Consider the following 21,411-nt stretch of genomic DNA (forward strand, 5'->3'; position numbering starts at 1 on the left):
ACGAAGTTATACAGAGCCTTGGTAAAAGAATCATCACCCAATGAAGCTAAAAGTAAATTAATGCAAATTACAGGTCACAATACCATGGATGCTCTAGAGAAATACTTAAGAGACATTGATGCCGAATTACCAAAAGATTTTTCAGAATTACTAAAAAGTTAGCCCCTTATGAAATCATATGAAGATATACAATTAGAGCTTCTAAGTAATTTGTTTTGTGCTTCGGTGTATTACTTGCCTTTAGGATTATTAGAGATGGCTGGCGAAACGACACCAGTGTTGTTAAATCATGCTAATAGGATGTTGCTTTTTGAGAAAAACGGACACAATTATTTAGTAGACCAACACCCGGTTAGTGTTCATGTATTCCCTAAATCATTCCTTTTAGATAATAACATATACACCCTCTTAGAACTGATAGATACTGAGCCTAAGTCAAAGGTTGAGTTTTTAATCGATCGCTATACAACCTATGTTCAAGGGTTTGTTCATATTTATAATTATTATGTAGAGTATGTAAAAGTGGATATACCTGATGTGAGTAAGGATCAGTATAATGGATTTGTACAACAATTAAACATCACAAAGCAGCATTTAGAAGAGCTTAAAGAACGGTTTGATAAAAAAGCAAAAAATAAATCGGAAGTAAAACAGGTGTCTGTTTCAGAAAATAAAGCCCTGGAGGAAACACTGGAAGAAGTAAAACGGGTTTTAATCCCTAATGTTAGCAAAGACTCTGATAAATTAGAATTTAAGTTAAAGGAAACTAAGGCCTCTAAAGCTCAGGATAAAAGAAAGCGGCATATTGAAGAACTAAAAGAGCAGGCAAGAAGCGAAGCAGAATTTGTGCTTTTAACTCAAGTATTTAATGTGTCATTAGAGACCAATTAATGTTTTACACCGTTATTAAGTTAACACCAGTTTTACACCGAAAACACACTCGTTTTGAAAACGGGTGCAAAACGGGTGCAGATAACAATAAATGGTATAATTATGTAGTTTTTAATAGTTATACCAGTGTTTTTTATAATACACTAGTGCACACCCCACTATTAATTTAACACCGGTTTTACACCGAAAACACACCCGTTTTGAAAACGGGTGCAGATAACAATAAATGGTATAATTATGTAGTTTTTAATAGTTATACCAGTGTTTTTTATAATACACCAGTGCACACCCCACTATTAAGTTAACACCGGTTTTACACCGAAAACACACCCGTTTTGAAAACGGGTGCAGATAACAATAAATGGTATAATTATGTAGTTTTTAATAGTTATACCAGTGTTTTTTATAATACACCAGTGCACACCCCACTATTAAGTTAACACCGGTTTTACACCGAAAACACACCCGTTTTGAAAACGGGTGCAGATAACAATAAATGGTATAATTATGTAGTTTTTAATAGTTATACCAGTGTTTTTTATAATACACCAGTGCACACCCCACTATTAAGTTAACACCGGTTTTACACCGAAAACACACCCGTTTTGAAAACGGGTGCAGATAACAATAAATGGTATAATTATGTAGTTTTTAATAGTTATACCAGTGTTTTTTATAATACACTAGTGCACACCCCACTATTAATTTAACACCGGTTTTACACCGAAAACGCACCCGTTTTGAAAATGGGTGTAGATGACATTAAAAGGAATAATTAGGTGGTTGTTAATGATTGCAATCAGTGTTTTTAATAGTACACCAGTATGCATCACACTATTTAGATAAACACCGGGTTTAAAATAAGAATAAAATACCTTCCATTTTATCACCAACTTTTTATATTATAATTTCAAAAGCCTTATACATTTGGTTCTCTACGGTTCTTGCAGCTATGTTATGATGTTCTGCAATTTCGTCATAGGAAAGTCCCTCTAGTTTAGCCATGATGAAAATGGTTTTACACTTTGGAGGAAGGTTTGAAATCTCTTATTTAACAACTTTAATTAACCTAAAAAGGGTAAATTATCAAAGTTTAAAACGGCTTTATTTTCGATCCGAATAATAAAAACAAAAAGGCTTGTATTTTTTCAAGGCAACTTTTCCTTAAAATGGAATACGCTCTGGTGATTTGCCCTTCAACAGCTTTAATGGAAATACTTAAGTGAGAAGCAATTTCGGTATTGGTTAGTCCTTCCTTTTTACTTAATAAAAATACTTCTTTACACTTAGCAGGTAATTTCTCTATTTCAGTGTTGACAATAGTAGTCTTTCTAATTAAAATATCGTCGTTTTCTTCAGAGATAAATTGATCTAACAAATCTACAAACTTTTGTTCAAGTCTTGATACAGCTTTGTTTTTATGATAATTATTTACAAATTCGTTGTAAGTTGATTTGTATAAAAAGCTTTTAATAGGATAAATAGGATCTAAATTTCTTCTAAATTCCCAGGTTTTTAAAAATACATTCTGAACAATATCTTGTGCTAATGCGTAATTATTTGTTAAGGAAAATGCATATGCAAAAATCTTTTCATGATAATTTTCTACAATATAATTGTAAGCCTTTGTGTCTCCTTCCTTAGTAAGAGAAACAAGTTGCGCGTTATTCTCATAAAAATTATTCATGTGTCAAAATTCTTAAAAATATATATGCTAACAAAGCGTGGATTGATGAGCTAATAATTTAGTAACAAAACGTTAAAGTAAAAAAAAATCTTTAAAAGGTAGGGTGTTTATAAATAGGTTTGTATTAGGTGTGACTAAATATAATTTAACAAATGAATTTTTATAAAGCCTTCAGTTTAGCCAGTCTTACATTAAGTTTTGTTTTAAATATTAATGCTCAAGTTTCAAATAAAACATCTAAACAAGTTGAAAATCCTAATATAGTCATCATTTTTATGGATGATATGGGGTATGGTGATTTATCGCTCAATGGAGCAATAGATTACAAAACCCCTAATATAGATAGTATGGCTAATGAAGGTATGGTTTTTACCAACTTTTATGCAGCTCAAGCTGTTTGCAGTGCGTCAAGAGCCGGATTATTAACAGGATGTTATCCAAATAGGGTTGGTATTCATGGAGCTTTAAGACCTAATTCCAAAGTAGGTTTAAATCAAAATGAAAATACGATAGCCGAAGTAGTTAAAGAAAACGGTTATGCTACAGCTATTTTTGGTAAATGGCATTTGGGCGATGCGGAAGAATTTTTACCACTTCAACATGGTTTTGATGAATTTTTCGGATTACCGTATTCTAATGATATGTGGCCTGTTGATTATGCAGGAAATCCAAAAGAAGATGCTAAATATCCACCATTACCATTAATTCTAAATAACAAGGCAAATACATATGTAAAAACTCTTGAAGATCAAGCACAGCTTACAACTTTATATACCAATAAAGCGGTAGAATTTATTCAAAAGAATAAAAACAATCCATTTTTGTTATATCTACCTCATTCTATGCCTCATGTTCCTATTGCGGTATCATCCAAATTTAAAGGGAAAAGCAAGCAAGGACTTTATGGCGATTTAATGATGGAAATCGACTGGTCTGTCGGTGAAGTTTTAAAGGCTTTAAAGGAGAATGGTCTTGAAGAGAATACGCTTGTAATTTTTACTAGCGATAATGGACCTTGGTTAAATTATGGAAACCATGCAGGGTCAACAGGAGGTTTACGAGAAGGAAAAGGCACAAGCTGGGAAGGCGGGCAGCGGGAGCCTTGCCTTATGAAATGGCCCAATATAATTGAAAAAGGTTCTTTAACTAATAATATTGCCTCGACTATAGATTTGTTACCAACAATAGCAGAAATCACAAAAGGATCATTACCGAAACATAAAATTGATGGTGTGAGTTTATTGCCTTTGTTAAAGGGAGATGTAAAAGCAAATCCAAGAAATCACATGTTTTATTATTATGGGAAAAATAACTTGGAAGCAGTGCGAAAAGATAATTGGAAATTAGTGTTTCCTCATACCCATCGCTCCTACGAGAATAATTTACCAGGAAACAATGGTTTTCCTGGGAAGGTTGAAAAGATCCAGGTAAAAGAAATGAAATTATACAATTTACGTCGTGATCCAGGTGAGCGTTATAACGTTATAAGTCTTTATCCTGAAGTTGTTAACGAGATAAAAGAATTAGCTGAATTAGCTAGAGAAGACTTGGGAGATAACCTAACTAATAGAAATGGGAAAAATAATAGAGAACCAGGACAAGTAAAGTAATTAATAATTAACCAAAATCAAATTAAAAAATTATAATCATGAAATTGATAATTAAATTAGTGTTGATATTAGGCCTAGTGGCTTCTTGTAATGATAATGAAGAAACGGTAGTTTCACCAAATGTAGATGGTGGTGTGTCTCGAAATATCAAGGTGATGACTTTTAATATTTTTGGAGGCTTTCCAAGAGGTGCAGACAGAAACGATATTAACGACTATGGTTTAGATAATACAATTAAAACCATAAAAGACTCGAACCCTGATATTATTGGACTTAACGAAATAGGGGTAAACCAAAAAGCAGCAACTAATTATGACGATCAACCAAAGTTAATTGCGGAAGCCTTAGGGTATTATTATGATTTTTATGGTCTTGAAGTTAGTGGTAAATATGGGGTTGCTTTATTAAGCAAATATCCTATTTTAGATATTAAGCATGTTGAATATGAAATTCAAGGCGATCATTTAAAAGGGTTAATTGAAGCTAAAATTCAACACCCGGATGGTGATATTTGGGTGTATGTAACGCATTTGGAAAGTGGAGATGCTTTGGTAAGACATTATGAAATAAAGGAAATTAAACGTAGAGCGGCTAAACTTGGAGACGTACCAATGTTAGTTTTGGGTGATTTTAATTTTACACCAGATAGCGATAATCATACTTTGTTAACCGATGCGGAAAGTGTATTTATTGATCCACTTGGTAAAAGTTTAGACCCAAATACCTTTAAATTATCAGATCCTAAACGTATCGATTATATTATGGCTAACAAGTATTTTCATTTTGTAAATACTCCTTGGTCTGATACCGAAGACAGAACATCAGATCACTTTCCGGTTTGGGCAAATGTGTGTTTTTATTTGAATTAGTTTATAGATCCTAATATGAATTTAAATAAGCAAAGTATAACGACTTTCCTTTTAATTACAGGTGCATTTTGGTTTTCAAAAGGGATGATGGCTCAAAACAATACGAGTTATTACCAAAACTACCTGCCTTATAAAAGTGAACATATTATTCAAGATAAAGTCTTTTATTTTTTTACGGCAATACAAAAAGGCGCCGAAGTAAATAGCCTGTTTGCTAAAGATAAATTTTTAAATACGGTGTTTAAGGATTTTAAGTCTCAGACTCAGCATGCTTCCAACACGTGTGAAAAAAATATCGATTGTCATTTAGAAGCTTTAACCTGGAAACAAGAACAGATTAATGCCGTTTCTAATCGTTTACAGTTTTTATACGGTAAAAATAAAAGTATTCAAAGTTTTGTAAAAGAACATGTAAGAGCTTCCGGAAATTATCAAAACTATTATCATTTAAACGATGATAGTTTGTTGGTTAACGTTTGGGCTGATGCCGCGAAAGGACTAAACTCTATTTTAAATATTTACGGGCGAGGCGAACGTCCGCTTTATCCTAAAATAGATTCCATTTCATACGATAAGAACACCACATTTTACAAGCAGTTAATCGATATTAATACAAATAGTGTGGCTCATGACACCGAAGAGATGACCTTGTTTTTCGAACCATCATTGCAATTTGCTTTAAATTTGTTAGATATAAACGATCGTGATGAAGTAGCATCTTACGAACCCATGGAAGAAGGTGAAAATAAGAGAGCTGTTCAATACATATCAACAGTAAATTGGAGTGATTATAAGTATTCAGTCATTTTAATTCCCGGTTACGGACCTGAAGAAGATAAAGTAGCATTGAGTCCTGTGGCACGATTCAGGCTTAAATTAGCGGTTGAAAGGTTTGAAAACAAACTGGCGCCATTTATAGTGGTTTCAGGAGGGCGCGTACATCCTTTTAGAACGATTTATAATGAAGCTTTCGAAATGAAAAAGGAACTTATAACTAAGTATGGCATTCCTGAAGAATCTATTATTATCGAGCCTCACGCACGCCATACCACGACTAATTTTAGAAATACCGCGCGTTTAATTTATAAATACGGTATACCTTCAAATAAAAAGGCCTTAGTAACAACAACCAAATACCAAAGCGAATATATTACCAATAACAATTTTAAAAAACGTTGCATTAGAGATTTAGGTTACGTGCCTATAAATCTGGGGAAACGTTTAAATAAAAATGATGTAGAATTTTTACCGGAACGTTCATCGTTACACATCGATGTTATTCAGCCATTAGATCCTTAAAATCACAATAAAATAAAAACATTGTTTTTCAGATAGGGTATTTGAAATTGGTTTTGTATTAGGTGTGTAGAGAAGAGTAAGATTATGAATGAAGAAATAGAAAAATTAATAGTAAAGTTTCTAAACAGAAACATTTCAATAGAAGAAGAAGCGGTGCTGGAAGACTGGCTTGATAACCCTCTTCATGAACAAATTTTTGCAGATTATGTTCAAATACATCATGTTATACACAGCGAAACCTTAAATAAAGAGAATTTAAAACAATCTAAAGAACGTTTGTTTTTAAATGAAGAAGAACAGGAGAATTTAGCTGTCGCAGAGAAATCTAAAACAAAAGTTTTTAGTATAGAGCCGTATATAAAATATGCCGCAGCTTTACTGATTTTTGGGGCTGTAACAACGTTTTTTGTTTTAAATAACAATGAAGAAAATGCCGCCGTTGAAATAACTTCCGAAGACCAAATTAATATTGTTCCGGGGAGTAACAAAGCCATTTTAACTTTAGCCGATGGCAGCGAGATAGCTTTAGAAGAAACAACGCATTACGAAACACATGAAGTTCAGGTTAGTGGTTCAAAAATTACTTATGCTAATAATGCTACCGCAGAAATTGAATATAATTACCTGACGATTCCAAGAGGGGGACAATATCATATAGAACTAGCCGATGGTACAATGGTTTGGTTAAACTCGGAAAGTCAGTTAAAATACCCAAAAAACTTTATAGAAGGCGCAGTAAGACAGGTGGAATTAGTGTATGGAGAAGCCTATTTTGATGTGTCACCAAGTAGTAAACATCAGGGCGCTTCTTTTAAAGTGCTTAATAAAAATCAGACGATAGAAGTTTTAGGAACCGAATTTAATATTAAAGCTTATACAGACGATGAAAATGTGTTAACTACTTTGGTTGAAGGTGTAGTTCAGGTTAATAAAGGAAATGTAAAGATAAAGCTAAAACCCGGACAGCAATCAGTGCTTGATAAATTAAGTAAAAATGTAGCTGTAAAGTATGTCGATGTGGCTTCAGAAGTATCCTGGAAAGATGGCGTGTTTAGTTTTAAAGGAAAACCATTAGAGGAGATTATGAAAACCATTTCAAGGTGGTATGATGTCGAGGTTGTTTTTGAAGATGAAAGTTTGAAAGACGTGAGTTTTAAAGGTGTTTTCAGGAAGGGTAAAAGTCTTGAAGATATTCTTTCAATTATGAAATCGACTTCCATTAATCATTATAAAATTGAAGGAAACATTATAACTATAAAGTAAATAACCACTAACAAAACCAAATAAATATGGGAAAATATTAGAACGAAAATAAAACAAAAAAGGATAAAGTCTTTCCTCGCCAAAGTAAATGCCTTTATCCTTATTAAATCGTATTAATTCATTAAAAAATAATTTAACAAACTAATAATACAAAATTATGAAAATTAAATTAACTAGCGCTTTTTTTAAATGCAGGAAGCGATTTTTAATGCTCATTATGAGGACATTCATTTTCTTTTGTTGCACACTGGTATTTGGCTTTTCGCCGAATAATGTAGTGTCTCAAAATTCTAAAATTATCATAAAAGAAGATAAAACTTTAACGGTTGATGAGGTTTTCGATCTAATTATGGATCAAACCGAATACGATTTCTTTTATGAAGAAGGTATTTTTAATAATTATCCAAAAGTTAACCTTAAAAAAGGGGTTATTAAAACCAACAAATTGCTTAGCGATGTGTTATCGTATGGTGAATTGCAAGTCACGATTCAGACAAACAATACCATTGTTATAAAAGGCAATCTTTCTAAAAGTAATAAAGCCATTTTACAAACAGCGATTTCTGGAACGGTAACCGATGAGTCGGGACAACCCTTGCCTGGTGCCAGTGTTGTAGAAAAAGGCACAACAAATGGTGTGCAAACTAATTTCGATGGTGAATTCAGCTTAAATTTAAAAGGAGACGATGCTATTTTAGTGGTGACGTTTTTAGGTTATGAAACTCAGGAAATCGCTGTAGGAAATCAAACGGTTATTGATGTGCTCTTAAAAGAAAGTGTTTCAAGTTTAGATGAAGTTGTTATTGTTGGTTTTGGTTCAACAAAAAAGGAAAATTTAACAGCAGCCGTGGATCAGATTTCTGGCGATGAGTTAGGAAACAGAGCGAATACTAGTATTGTGCAATCACTTCAAGGTGTTATGCCTGGTTTAAATATTCAATCGAATAACGGCGATCCAAGAGAAAATCCAGAAATAAACGTCAGAGGGTTTAACTCTATTAATGGTGGTTCACCATTGGTTTTAATCGATGGAATTGCGGGAAATATAAACTTGTTAAATCCTTCAGATATCGAATCGGTTACCGTATTAAAAGATGCAGGTTCAGCTGCAATTTACGGTGCGCGTGGTGCTTTTGGGGTTATTTTAGTTACCACTAAAAAAGGAAAAGAAGGTGCTGTAAAGGTATATTATAATAGTACCTTATCTATGGCTTCACCAGCGGTTAGAACTGATTATATTTCAGATCCTGTTTTATACGGAAAAACTATTGATTCTGCTATTTACGGATATAACGGAAGTAATTATACAGGATATACAAATGAACAAGACTGGGAAAGATTACAATTGGTTGCCGATGGTGTTTACGCACCTTGGCAGGAACTTCAGGCCGATGGAACTTTTAAATTTTACGGAAGCACAGACTGGTACGATTACTTGTATAGAAAGCAAGTGTTTTCGCAAATAAACGATGTGTCTATTTCTGGTGGTAACGAAACCATTCAAGGATACCTTTCAGGACGCTTATATAAAACCGGAACGGTTCAAAAATTACAGGATGAAGAAGTAACCAGAAAAAATATTAAAGCCAATTTATCTTTTAAAGTAAACGATTGGTTAAAATTATCTAACGATGTGCAGTATAATACTGGAGATCAAATTGAGTATGGAGGAAGAACTGCTGGATGGGGCTTAAGCTGGACTTACGATAATAATTACCTTTTTGCCTTCGATTCACCAGAAATAGAAGGTGTATCATTCGATAGACGTGGTCAGGGAACTTTTGCTTCTGTAAAAGCTGGGAAATCATATCAGGATTATGATTATAAACAGTTGGTTAATACGTTTAGTGCAATTATTACGCCTTTAGATAATTTAAAAGTTAATATAGATTACAGTAATAGGTTTACTAATAATAACTGGAGTAGACGTTTAAATCCGTTTGAATATTTAACAGGTGAAAGACTGGATTTACAAACTGTTGGGCTTAACAGGTTAACAGAACAAAAAACAGAAAATGTTTACAATGTTTTAAATGCTTACGCAACGTTTGATCAAACCATAGCCGACAACCACAATTTTAAATTAACAACAGGGTACAATCAGGAAGATTTTAATGAAGAAGTTGTTATAGCAGAACAAGGCGGACTTTTCGATCCGGACTATTCTAATTTAAACTTAGGAACCGAAATACTGCGTGCCGATGCCGAAGCAACCAACTGGGCTGTTCAAGGTGTATTTGGTCGTTTTCATTACGATTTTAGTAATAAGTATTTACTAGATATTACAGCGCGTTACGATGGATCGTCTCGTTTTCCTGAAAATAGCCGTTGGGGATTCTTCCCATCAGCATCAGCGGCATGGTTTTTAAGTAGAGAAAATTTCTGGGAAAATATAAAACCTACCATTAGTTCATTTAAATTACGTGGATCTTACGGGGTTCTAGGAAACCAAAGTGTAGGTTTGTATACGTTTTCTCAATTATTACCAATTGGCACAACAGATTGGTTAGTGGGTGGTTCAAAACTGAATATGGTAGGCGACCCTAATCCGTTACCAAGTTCTTCAACCTGGGAAAACACAGCAATAACAAACTTTGGTGTAGATTTAGGATTCTTTAATAATAAGTTTACAACCTCGGTAGATGTCTACAGGAAACAGGTAACCGATATGTATCTACCAGGAGAACCATTACCCGGTGTTTTTGGTGCTAACGAACCAAGAGAAAATAATGCGGATTTAGAGGTGAAAGGTTTTGAATTGGCGTTAACGTATCAAAATACATTTACCTTAAAAGGAAAGCCTTTAACTTTAAAAGTCACTGGAAGTTTAAATAATTCTGTTGGAAAAATTACCAAATATTCTAACCCTAACGGATTATTAAGTTCGTTCTACGAAGGGCAAACGTTAGGCGAAATCTGGGGATACAGAACCGAAGGCCAATTCCAGTCTAACGAAGAAGCTTTAGCGTATCAAAATACTTTTGTTAATCCATCATTGTATTTGTCAGATGTGTATAATTATGCCTTCAATGTAACTCAAAATAGCGATTACAGAGGTTTAATTGCTGGCGATGTTAAGTATTTAGATTTAGACGGCGATGGAAAAATCGATAACGGAAACAATACCCTTGAAGACCACGGCGATTTAAGGGTTATTGGTAATGGAATGCCTAAGTTCCCGTTTGGTTTCTTAATCAGTTCAGAATGGAATGGTTTCGACGTTTTAGTTCAGGGTGCTGGTGTAGCATCTCAAGATTGGTATCCTCGCGGACGTATGTACTGGGGAACTTACGAGCGTCCGTATGTAGCTTATATTAGAAAGGATTTAGTAAGTAATGCTTGGAGTGAAGATAATCCGAACGGAAGATATCCTCAAATCGGACGAGGTTATTCTGCTTTAGGTTCAGACAGACAGCTAAGCGTTGTAAACGATTATTATTTAGAAAATCTAGGATATTTAAGGCTTAAAAACTTAACTGTGGGTTACACGTTACCGCAGGATATCACCAGAAAAATTAGCATAGAACGTTTAAGAGTTTACTTCAGTGGAGAAAATCTATTCACATTTAGGTTTGGTGGTTTAACAAAATACTTAGATCCGGAACAAGCTGGTTCAGGTGTTAGTTTGTCTAATCCGAATAATGCAACGACAAGTTCAGATGTTGAAGATTATCCGATTAATAAAATGATTTCATTAGGCATAAATATCACACTTTAAAACAATTGTTTAAACTAAATGTAAGAAGATGAAAAATTATAGTAGAATTTTAAATAAGGTGTTTTTAGTGTTATCTGTGGCTTTAGTGAGTACAGCCTGCGATTTAGATTATTTAGATACACCACCCGAACATTTAATAGAAGCATCAAATTATTTTAAAACCGAAGAGCAGTTAAAAGCTTACGTTAACGGGTTTTACGATATGCTTCCGGAAGAAGAAGCATACACCGATGATGCGTCTTCCGATAATATTATTCCGTTGTTGGTTTCAGACCGTGTTAAAGGCGCTAGAATTGTTCCAACAGCCAGCGGAAGTGGTGGATGGTCTTGGGGAAATTTAAGAACAATTAATTTCTTTTTAGATAATTCAAGTAATGTTAATGATACAGATTTAGAGCTTAAATACAACGCTTATGCTAAGTTTTTTAGAGCATTATTTTATTACAATAAAGTAAAGCGTTTTGGTGATGTGCCTTGGTATGATCATGTTTTAGAAGCTGGTGATGAAGATTTGTACAAGCCAAGAGATTCTCGAAAATTGGTTATGGATAATATTTTAAGCGATATTAATAACGCGATTGAATATTTGTCAAGCGAGAAAAAAGTAAACGAAATTACAAAGTACACGGCACTTATATTAAAAGCAAGAATCTGTTTATTTGAAGGTACCTTTAGAAAATACCATGAATTAGGAGATTACGAATCTTTTTTAACTGAAGCTGCAAATGCTGCCGAAGCTTTAATAAATTCTGGTGTTTACCAATTGTATAGCAATGGAGATGTGAATACGTCGTACAGAGAATTATTTGATATGTACAATCAAACGGCTACCGAAACCATTTTAGCAAGAGATTATAATTTCGATTTTATCAGACACAACGTCGCAAGTTTGGCAACATCGCCAACCAACGGATCTTTTGGTGTTCCTAAAGATGCCGTTAATAGTTACCTGCTAAAAGATGGTTCGCGTTTTACGGATATTTCGGGTTATGAAACTATCGAGTTTTATGATGAAATGCAAAACCGCGATCCAAGGTTAACACAAACGGTTGCGGGGCCTGGTTATACCGCGTATTTGTCAGATTCACCTGAAATAGTTGATATAAAAGGAACAACAACAGGTTACAGAGTTATTAAATCGATTTCAAGTAAAGACCAGTGGGGAAATAAATCATCGTACAACGATATTATTCTTTTCCGCTATGCTGAAGCTCTGTTAATTTTTGCAGAAGCTAAAGCCGAATTAGGTACTATAACACAAATAGATTTAGATAAGTCTATAAATAAACTTAGAGACCGCGTAGGTATGCCACATTTAACATTGGTTACAGCAAATGCTAATCCTGATGTTTATTTAGAAAACATGTATCCTAATGTCGGTGCAGGAGCAAATCAAGGCGTTATTTTAGAAATCCGTCGTGAGCGTCGTATCGAATTGTTTATGGAAGGTTTACGTTGGGATGATTTAATGCGTTGGAAAGCTGGTAAAAAACTGGAGCAACCATTTTTCGGAATTTATTTCAGCGGATTAGGAGCTTACGATTTTGATGGCGATGGTAGTGCAGATGTGTATTTACACGATGGAAATACCTCTGGAGCACCGGCAGGAACACCAAATCTTGTAAACGTAAACGAAAGAAAATTAACCAATGGAACTTCGGGTAATTTTACGCCATTCAACCAAAATGTAATTTTTAGTGAGGATAAAGATTATTACTATCCAATACCTTCCGAAGAATTACTACTTAACACAAATTTAGTTCAAAACCCAAGGTGGAGTAACTAAAAAACACTAATCAGTCAAATAAAATAAATAATGAAAATTTTTAAAATATTTTTAGCCTTAATAGTTTTTAGTGGTACGTTTTTAGGATGTAGCACCGACGATAAAGATGCACCAATTGTTGTCATCGCAACCCCATTAGTAGAGTTCTCTTATGCTCCAAGCGAAGTTAGAGCAGGACAGGAAGTGAGTTTTAACGGAAGATTTTTAACAGGATCGAGCGTGATTACTTCTTGGGTATGGAATTTTGGTGATGAAGCGCAGTCTACTGTAGCAACTCAAAATGCCACGTTTACCTTTCCAGCTGAAGGCGTTTACACAGTAAGTTTAACAGCTTCAGATAAGCTTGAAGCTTCAACAACCGTAACTCAGGAAATTACCGTTTTAGAGCCGGTGGCAGATCCTTTTGAGGCTTCTGTGGTTTGGTCATTTAGTACAGAAAATGTAGTTCCTAATTATAACGATGGGTCTTCGTCTCCAGCTATAGCCGAAGATGGAACTATTTATTATCTTGAAGCTTATGCAGCTGCTGAAAGTAGAATGATTGCTGTTACAGATAACGGAACAACACCAACAAAAGTTTGGGAATACGTACCGGGTTACAACATTAGAAACGCACCAGCTATTGGGCCTGACGGCCATATTTATATTGGTATCTGGGCTTTAGATGCGGTAAGTAAAGTAAATGCTGCTGATGGAACACAACTTTGGTTAGGAACAACTGGAACAGGAATTTCTAACTCAACAGCAGCTATTGATGCCAGCGGAAACGTTTATATTGGAACAAGAAATCAGGGGATTATATCTTTTGATGCTAATGGAGCAGAACGTTGGAAATTCCAGGAAGTTACCGGAACAGGTTATTATGGATCCCCGGTATTGAGTGTGGATGGCGCCACGTTATACGCTATTAAAACAAATGGCTTGGTTTATGCGATTAATGCAGCCGATGGAACATCTAAATGGACAGAAAATATAGCTTTTGAAGACAATGCAACAGGTACGTCTTTAGCGTTAAATAGCGACGGAACGGTTTATTACACTACCGATGCAGGCGTAACAGCTATAACCGATAACGGAACAACTGGTTCAGTAAAATGGAGTACAGAAGTAGCTGGAGCAAATAACTCAGGAATTGTTATTGGTTTAGATGGCAATCTTTATGTTGGTGGTTCTGCCGGGTTGGCAGCTATTAATCCGGAAACTGGTGATGTTGTCTGGCACTACGAAGCAACAGTAAATGAATCTGTGCCAGCCGTAGATTCTGAAGGTAATGTTTATGTTGGAACTTCAGATGGTAAATTAATTGTTGTAAATGCTTTAGGTGAGTTATTAAAACAATTGAATTTAACATCAGGCGAAGTAAATTCACCAACCATTGCCGATGATGGTACGGTTTATATTGAAGGTTACAATGGTTCAACCATTACACTATTTAAAATCACTACAAACAAAAGTGAAGGACCAGCCGATTCATTTTGGCCAATGAAAGGTAAAAATAAGAGAAATACTTCATTTTCTATCTAAATTAAAATAAAAGGGGTAAAACTACATTCTTATTCCTTTTAATTTTAAAGAATACATTCAAAAGATTAATAGCATACTAATACTAATAATATATTTTTTATTATGAAAAGAGCAAAACAAATTTTATCACTGTGTGTTATTTTAATACTAAGCATTGTTTTTATTAAATGTGATGAACCAAATCAGTCTTTAAACGAAGAGGAATCATTTGTTACTCCAAATCTAACCACAAGTGAGGCCGTAGTGACAGCCGATTTAAAGGTGATGGTTTGGAATATAGATGGAGGTACTTCAAATATTACTACAGTGGCAAATTATATAAAGTCTGTAAATGCAGATGTAATTGGTCTTAATGAAGTTTATGAAAGTCAAATATCTACTATAATGAATATTTTAGGTTCAAGTTATAAGCGAAACTTTCATAATCTTAAAACGAATGCAGATTTTGGTAATTTAACTATAAGTAAAAAAACAATAGAAGGCAGTGCAACTCAGCGTTGGACTTACAATCAAAATAGTACTCATGCCTGCAGCGCTACGGGAGATAATGGTAATCGTCAGGGACTTATGAAAACAAAAATAGACATAGGTAGTGGGAAGTTCTTATTTTTTTATAATACCCACTTTGGTCGCGGATGCCAGACAAGTATTCAGAATGCCCAAATATTGCAATTTGATAGTTTAACAAATACACATGGTGGACGTAAAATAGTAGTTGGCGATTTTAATTTTGAGCCTTCATCATCTCAACATACAGTAATTAATGCAACAAATGCAGGTTTTCAAGATCCATTAGGCACAGCCTATGCTTTTAAAACATGGAAAGTTGGTGATGATTCCAGAGAAAAAAGACTGGACTACATTATGGGGAATGGTTGGGTGACTGTTAACAGTATAATCAGAGGCACTTCAACGGCGTCAGATCATTATCCTGTTATAGCAGAAGTTTCTATTCAGCTTTAATATAATTTGAAAATCAATATAATTAATGAGTAAACAAAAAGCAATCTTACTGTTTCTATTCGCAGTAATTACTTCATTTACATACGCCCAAAAAACAGCTAAACCAAAATTGGTGGTAGGTGTTGTAGTCGACCAAATGCGTTATGAATATTTATACCGCTTTCAGGACAATTATACCGATGACGGCTTTAAACGCTTAATGAGAGAGGGGTTTAACGCAAGAAACACACATTACAATTATGTGCCGACAGCAACCTGTTTAGGCCACGCGACTATTTATACGGGAACCACACCAACCAATCACGGTATTGTTTCAAATAGTTGGTACAGCAGAGATTTAAAGCGAAAAATGTATTGTGTTGAAGATTCAACGGTTTTTATGGTTGATAATTCAGGTATTCAAAAAGATGAGAAATACAGCAGTTACTCAAGATCTCCAAAAAATATAAAAACTACCACGATAACAGACGAACTTAAGTTGTTTTCAAACGGAAGGTCTAAAGTTATTGGTTTATCTATTAAAGATAGAAGTGCCATTTCGCCGGCAGGGCATTTAGCAGATGCCGCGTATTGGTATAACAAAGAAACAGGCCAGTTTATAACCAGTAGTTTTTATAAAACAGAATTACCAAAGTGGTTAGTTAACTTTAATATGGAAAAGAGAGCGGATGCGTTACTGAATTCAACTTGGAAACCGTTATTGCCTATGGAAAAATACATTAATAGTAATAGTGATAACGATGCGTTTGAAAAAGTATTTAAAGGTAAAAAAGAAAGTACGTTTCCGTATAATTTAAAACAGCTAAGAAAAACAAATGGCGACTTCGAACTTATTACTGAAACTCCTTTTGGAAATACCCTCCTTACTGAATTAATAAAGGCAACGATAAAAGGAGAGAAGCTTGGGCAAGGTAAAGAAACCGATTTTTTAACGGTTAGTTATTCCAGTACAGATTACGTGGGTCACAGTTTCGGAATCCGCTCGAAAGAGCTTGAAGATACTTACGTTCGTATGGATCGTGAAATCGCCACCTTATTAAAAACTTTAGATAAGGAAGTTGGTCAAGGAAACTATGTACTGTTTTTAACTGCCGATCACGGTGCCAGCGACCATCCGGTGTTTTTAGAAACGAAACAAATTCCGGGTGAATTTTATAATACGAAACAGCTTAAAAAAGCCTTAAACGATTATTTAGTAAACTTATTCGGAACCAATAATTATGTTGCTTATTTCGATAGCACTCAAATTTATTTTAACGATACAAATGTTCAGAAAACTCAGGTTATTAAAGAGGCAGTAACGTTTTTAAAGTCTGTTGAAGGTATAAAGGACGCTTTTGCGCCGTATATTCCTGATTGGAGTTTAAGTAACAGTCACACGGGAGACTTCATAAAAAATAGTTTTAACCCAGAAGAATCTGGAGATATAATTTACCACACCTATTCAGGTTGGATGCCTAAAAGAGCATTTGGTACCACTCATGGCACATCGTATACGAGCGATACACATGTACCACTTTTATGGTTTGGAAATAATATTCAGAAAGGCGAAACCATAAAACCGGTTAGAATAACTCAAATTGCTCCTACGCTTTCATTTTTACTGAATATCCCGTTGCCAAACGCTTCAGATTATCAGGCATTAGAAGCTATGTTTAGATGATGTGTTGAAATTAGTTTTTCATTCAAATTTTATTTGAGTTAGTTTTTTATTCAAGTATATCAAGTGTGAACTTGCCTTTAAACTAAAAGTTACGGTGTTTTTTCTTTTAACTTTAAATTCTATTTAAAGTTACAGTGATGGCATAGACTTCCTATATTAGACTGGACATAAAGATGAGAGAAAATGTTAGTTAGTTTTTATCTTAGCCATTATGAGAAGAAAATCTAAACATTACACCTTAGAATTTAAACAAAAAGCAGTCGAGTTAAGTTATACCAAAGTCAATGTAAAACAAGTATGAGATGACCTGGACATATTTCCATCAGTACTTTACCGTCGGCGTAGAGAGTTAAAAGATTATGGTAACAACAGTTTCCCTGGCCGTGGTAATCCTAAAATGACCGATGAAGAAAAAGAGATAACCCGATTAAAAAAGGTATTAAAAGAAGCCGAGTTAGAACGAGACATCTTAAAAAAGGCCATCAGCAAATACCCGAAAACAATGTTTTCTCCTCTTAATATCAAATCTCCTTGAGCGACAAGAAAAATACAGGTTTATAAAACAACACCTTGTGAGATTTCCTGTCAAGACGATGTGTCAAATATTAAAGGTAAGCAAAAGCGGTTATTACCGTTGGCTACAATCAGGACCAAGTAAATTATGGCTAGAAAATCAAAAGATAACTACGCTTATTAAATCTATATTTAAAGATAGTTTTGAAAGCTATGGTTCTCCCAGAATAAAAACAGAGTTGGAGACATTAGGCTATAAAATATCAAAACCCAGAGTGGCTCGTATTATGAGGACTAATTATTTGTTTGCAAAACGAAAACGCAAGTTTAAAGCAACCACAGATAGTAAGCATAATTACCCAATAGCACCTAATTTGTTAAACCAATGCTTTTGAAGTAAGCAGACAGAATCAAGTTTGGGTAAGCTATATTACTTATATCAAAACCAAACAAGGTTGGTTATACTTACTGTAATTATTGATTTGTTTAACCGCAAAGTTGTTGGATGGGCTCTAAGCGATAATCTAAGTACAGAAGACACTATTGTTAGGGCTTGGCATATGGCTGTAAAGAAAACATCTTTAACCCAACCTTTAATATTTCATTCCGATCGAGGTATACAATATGCCAGCCATAAGTTTACCTCATTAATTAAAAGTTATAACGGCTTAGTAAACCAATCAATGAGCAGAACTGCGAAGCACATCACGAATACCTTAATTAAAAATAGAATTTTAAGAGTAAAGGGCAATTGCTGGGATAATGCTGTTGCAGAATCATTCTTTAAATCATTAAAGTTAGAATGGGTTTATAGGCACAATTATAAGTTGAGATCTGAAGCGGAGTTGTCCATCTTTGGATGGATAGAAGCCAGGTACAAAAATAGAAGAAGACATTCCTCTTTAGGGAATAGAACTATAAGAGAATTTGAATTAGACATGTATAACCTTAAACTAGCGGCATAGTCATTCAACTATTTGTCCAGTTTTTTGTTGCAAGTCCAGATTATTGAACCGCCGTATACGCGACCCTTACGTACGGGGGTGTGACAGGTGCACCGTTGACTTATCGTTCACGGCCGTCTACTCGATTAGACTTTGTTATTTAGTATTCTCAATTAACTTAATTGATTTCTCAGCAAAGCGCTTTCCCATTATTATATATCCTTCCGCCGACATATGTAAATCGTTCTTTATTTCTTTTCCTTCTCTATTTACTCCATCGTTTAAGTCATCAGTGTTAATCCAATCAAAGCGAAGATTAGATTCAGCTACTTTTACCTGAATATCTCGTATCATAGTCCAGTGAGGGTAATTTTCATTTTGCATATCATAATCACTTAATCTGCCTATGATAAAGTTTATGTCTTCTCGTTCCAAGTCCTGGCTAAGTTGCCTATAAAGTCCCTTCAAACTTTTTTCGTAAACTTCGCCATGTTGTTCTCGCGCATCACGTTCACCCTGCATCCAAATAAATGTGATAGTTGCAATGCTTTCATTTTCAATGGCTGGATATACTTTGGCCATTAAGATATCGTATAAATCTCCTTGGGTCATTGCTTCATTTCCTTGTAATGGTTTCCAGTCTCGATACCAACGCTTGATAGGCTGACCTCCTAAAGCATCTTTTACTACAATCACATTTTCTTCTCCAAAATTCTCATTGATTGTTGGAGTAAAAGACTCCTCAGGATTTAATCTCGCCATATTGGATTGCCCGGAGAGAATGAATAAATGTTTTCCTTCTTGTTTTGACACATTTCTTATTGACCCACAGGATGATATTAAACATGTCATTAAACACAAAAAAATGATTGAATTTGTTTTCATTATCTTATTCTTTGTAATTTAATTATTTTAAATATTTCATTTTAATAAAGCCTAACGTTTATGTATAAGGAAAGTTGCGTGTTTGTGCGCGAGGATTTTCCGAAGGAAAATCAGAAGCTAGCAAACAAAGCAACGACCAAACGATTAAACTAAAATAAGCAATGTTTTTTACACGGTGTTACCCAACGTTTTTATTTCTGTTATACAATTCGGTTTCTTTTCTTTCAAATGCTGAAATTGCTATAATACTTTCCCAATTTTTATCTATTTCGGGAAATTTATTTAGCAATTCCGTCATAAAAATTCGCCAACCTTCGAATTCCTCTGTCGCGAAAGATATTTTATTATCAGATTCAATTTTTAAACAAATATCATCTGTTGTAATTCGGTCAACTTTAAATCCAGTCAGTTTTTCAATCTCTGACCATTTGAATTGAGTAATTTCTTCATCATAATTGATCTGAAATCCGTTTTTAGTCAGTTCAATTTTTTCAATTTTTTTGGTTTTCTTTTTTCTTAAAATAAAAATTAAGCAAGATATAAGCAGGACAATAAATATAAAAGCTATTCCAAAATTCACAAGAGTTATCCAAACTGTAACATAATTTAAATCAGGAGCAAAGGTTTTTAAAATTGACTCAGCGGAGAAGAAAAAAACTAATGATAATAAAATAAATAATACAAAATGGATTAGAATTATTTTTGATTTCTTCATTCAGTTTAAATGTTGGGTAACGATTTGTGTATGAAACGTAGCGTAAAAAAGACGCTAACTTTTCGGATTAACACAGAGCCGAATTTTTATGTTTTGTTTTTAACTTTTCTATTCTAAAAGCCAAATTTAAAAATTTGGCGGTCTCTGTAAATAGGCATAGACCTTTTGGCAAGCACTTACTAGCTATGTTTTATACACCGTTTTTTATTCAATTAATTCATCTTTTGGAAATTTAAAAATCCAAACTCCTATTACTATTGTTAAGGAATAAATCAATACCCAAATTGTTTGTTCCGACCATTGCGTTATAAATCCATTATCTACTATGTAAAATGTAATCCAAACTGACAAAAAAGAATAAAAAGACAAGATTATTTTCTCTTTTAAATCCGAAACTTTGTTCTTTAAACGCTGTTTAATTAATCCAAATATTACCATTGCTGGTATAGAAGAAATTAAACCTACTAGTATCATAACAAATACAATTTCGTAAGAACTCAATATACTATTGAAACTAGAGTTATTTATAATAACACCTAAAATTAAGGCTAACAAAAGCGGTGAAATTATTACGGTAAACAACCAAACCTTGATAGTATATATCATTTACTTTATATGTCCAATTTTTTCAACATATTCCTTATGATTTATAAATCCGTTTTTCTCTGGGTTTTCCAAGTCAATCATTTCATCGATACCAGAGTCATAAATTTGCCACTTGTATTTTTTAGCCAATTCAATCAAGGCGTAAATTCCATTTTCCCCATATAAGGATAACATAAAATTACTCGAATACTCACTATCGGAAAAAAAGTCAATCGTAAATTCAGTTCCGACTATTTCTCGATGGTTTTCGTTTTTGTTGATTCGGTCAAATGAGGTTTCCAAAATTCCATTAAAATCAGTCGGTTCCAATTGATTTTCATCCAATTCGGTAACCGAATTAATTTTCTGTTTTGAATTAAAAAGTACAATGTCCCAACTCATTTTCTTGGTTTTCTTAAATGTCTCGTCCTGAAATATGGCTACAGGTTAAACATGAATTTAAGCAGTTAATTTGTATACCATATTTGGTGTTTTA

General features: G+C 34.0%; 16 protein-coding genes and 1 pseudogene. 11 read left to right on the forward strand and 6 right to left on the reverse strand.

Going from position 1 to position 21,411, the window contains the following annotated elements:
• Positions 1-168 precede the first annotated feature (168 nt).
• Entirely contained in the window at positions 169-891 is a 723-nt protein-coding gene (locus tag ICJ85_RS15675) for a hypothetical protein (protein ID WP_188224748.1), read from the forward strand.
• Positions 892-1,788: 897 nt separating this feature from the next.
• On the opposite strand, the gene ICJ85_RS15680 is transcribed toward ICJ85_RS15675, so the two are convergent.
• Both ICJ85_RS15680 and ICJ85_RS15685 read right to left on the reverse strand, forming a co-directional pair.
• Positions 1,789-1,935: a sigma factor-like helix-turn-helix DNA-binding protein gene (locus tag ICJ85_RS15680; RefSeq protein ID WP_317173099.1), complete on the reverse strand. Its 147-nt coding sequence runs from the start codon at positions 1,933-1,935 to the stop codon at positions 1,789-1,791.
• A 49-nt stretch (positions 1,936-1,984) separates the two neighbouring features.
• Complete coding sequence (locus tag ICJ85_RS15685; RefSeq protein ID WP_188224750.1) at positions 1,985-2,578, reverse strand: RNA polymerase sigma factor; 594 nt, start codon at positions 2,576-2,578, stop codon at positions 1,985-1,987.
• Between the two features lie 152 nt (positions 2,579-2,730).
• Here ICJ85_RS15685 and ICJ85_RS15690 point away from each other — a divergent pair, with 152 nt between their 5' ends.
• The 10 genes and pseudogenes from ICJ85_RS15690 (at position 2,731) to ICJ85_RS15735 (ending at position 18,751) form a co-directional block, all read left to right on the forward strand.
• A complete protein-coding gene (locus ICJ85_RS15690; protein ID WP_188224751.1) occupies positions 2,731-4,188 on the forward strand; it encodes a sulfatase family protein in 1,458 nt (485 codons plus the stop codon).
• Between the two features lie 38 nt (positions 4,189-4,226).
• Entirely contained in the window at positions 4,227-5,057 is an 831-nt protein-coding gene (locus ICJ85_RS15695) for an endonuclease/exonuclease/phosphatase family protein (protein ID WP_188224752.1), read from the forward strand.
• Positions 5,058-5,072: 15 nt separating this feature from the next.
• Positions 5,073-6,356 carry a YdcF family protein gene (locus ICJ85_RS15700; RefSeq protein ID WP_188224753.1) on the forward strand — a complete coding sequence of 428 codons (1,284 nt, stop codon included), beginning with the start codon at positions 5,073-5,075 and terminating at the stop codon, positions 6,354-6,356.
• Between the two features lie 84 nt (positions 6,357-6,440).
• Positions 6,441-7,619: a FecR family protein gene (locus ICJ85_RS15705; RefSeq protein WP_188224754.1), complete on the forward strand. Its 1,179-nt coding sequence runs from the start codon at positions 6,441-6,443 to the stop codon at positions 7,617-7,619.
• Positions 7,620-7,836: 217 nt separating this feature from the next.
• Positions 7,837-11,337 carry a SusC/RagA family TonB-linked outer membrane protein gene (locus ICJ85_RS15710; protein WP_188224755.1) on the forward strand — a complete coding sequence of 1,167 codons (3,501 nt, stop codon included), beginning with the start codon at positions 7,837-7,839 and terminating at the stop codon, positions 11,335-11,337.
• A 28-nt stretch (positions 11,338-11,365) separates the two neighbouring features.
• Positions 11,366-13,123, forward strand: a complete 1,758-nt coding sequence (locus ICJ85_RS15715) for a RagB/SusD family nutrient uptake outer membrane protein (RefSeq protein ID WP_188224756.1) — start codon at positions 11,366-11,368, stop codon at positions 13,121-13,123.
• Between the two features lie 30 nt (positions 13,124-13,153).
• Positions 13,154-14,647 carry an outer membrane protein assembly factor BamB family protein gene (locus ICJ85_RS15720; RefSeq protein WP_188224757.1) on the forward strand — a complete coding sequence of 498 codons (1,494 nt, stop codon included), beginning with the start codon at positions 13,154-13,156 and terminating at the stop codon, positions 14,645-14,647.
• 243 nt (positions 14,648-14,890) lie between these two features.
• Entirely contained in the window at positions 14,891-15,610 is a 720-nt protein-coding gene (locus ICJ85_RS15725) for an endonuclease/exonuclease/phosphatase family protein (protein ID WP_188224758.1), read from the forward strand.
• 25 nt (positions 15,611-15,635) lie between these two features.
• On the forward strand, positions 15,636-17,273 hold the full coding sequence (pafA, locus tag ICJ85_RS15730) for an alkaline phosphatase PafA (RefSeq protein ID WP_188224759.1): 1,638 nt from the start codon (positions 15,636-15,638) through the stop codon (positions 17,271-17,273).
• Positions 17,274-17,484: 211 nt separating this feature from the next.
• Positions 17,485-18,751, forward strand: a pseudogene (locus ICJ85_RS15735) (IS3 family transposase).
• A gap of 135 nt (positions 18,752-18,886) precedes the next feature.
• On the opposite strand, the gene ICJ85_RS15740 reads toward ICJ85_RS15735, so the two are convergent.
• From ICJ85_RS15740 to ICJ85_RS15755, 4 genes are all read right to left on the reverse strand, one after another.
• Positions 18,887-19,615 carry a sialate O-acetylesterase gene (locus ICJ85_RS15740; RefSeq protein ID WP_188224760.1) on the reverse strand — a complete coding sequence of 243 codons (729 nt, stop codon included), beginning with the start codon at positions 19,613-19,615 and terminating at the stop codon, positions 18,887-18,889.
• Positions 19,616-19,793: 178 nt separating this feature from the next.
• A complete protein-coding gene (locus tag ICJ85_RS15745; RefSeq protein WP_188224761.1) occupies positions 19,794-20,330 on the reverse strand; it encodes an Asp23/Gls24 family envelope stress response protein in 537 nt (178 codons plus the stop codon).
• A 204-nt stretch (positions 20,331-20,534) separates the two neighbouring features.
• Entirely contained in the window at positions 20,535-20,804 is a 270-nt protein-coding gene (locus ICJ85_RS15750; protein WP_188224762.1) for a hypothetical protein, read from the reverse strand.
• Positions 20,805-20,936: 132 nt separating this feature from the next.
• The gene (locus ICJ85_RS15755; RefSeq protein ID WP_188224763.1) at positions 20,937-21,317 is read right to left on the reverse strand and encodes a hypothetical protein; all 381 of its coding nucleotides are present in this window, start codon (positions 21,315-21,317) and stop codon (positions 20,937-20,939) included.
• Between the last annotated feature and the right edge of the window lie 94 nt (positions 21,318-21,411).

Source organism: Aestuariibaculum marinum (assembly GCF_014596975.1).
GTDB lineage: Bacteria > Bacteroidota > Bacteroidia > Flavobacteriales > Flavobacteriaceae > Aestuariibaculum > Aestuariibaculum marinum.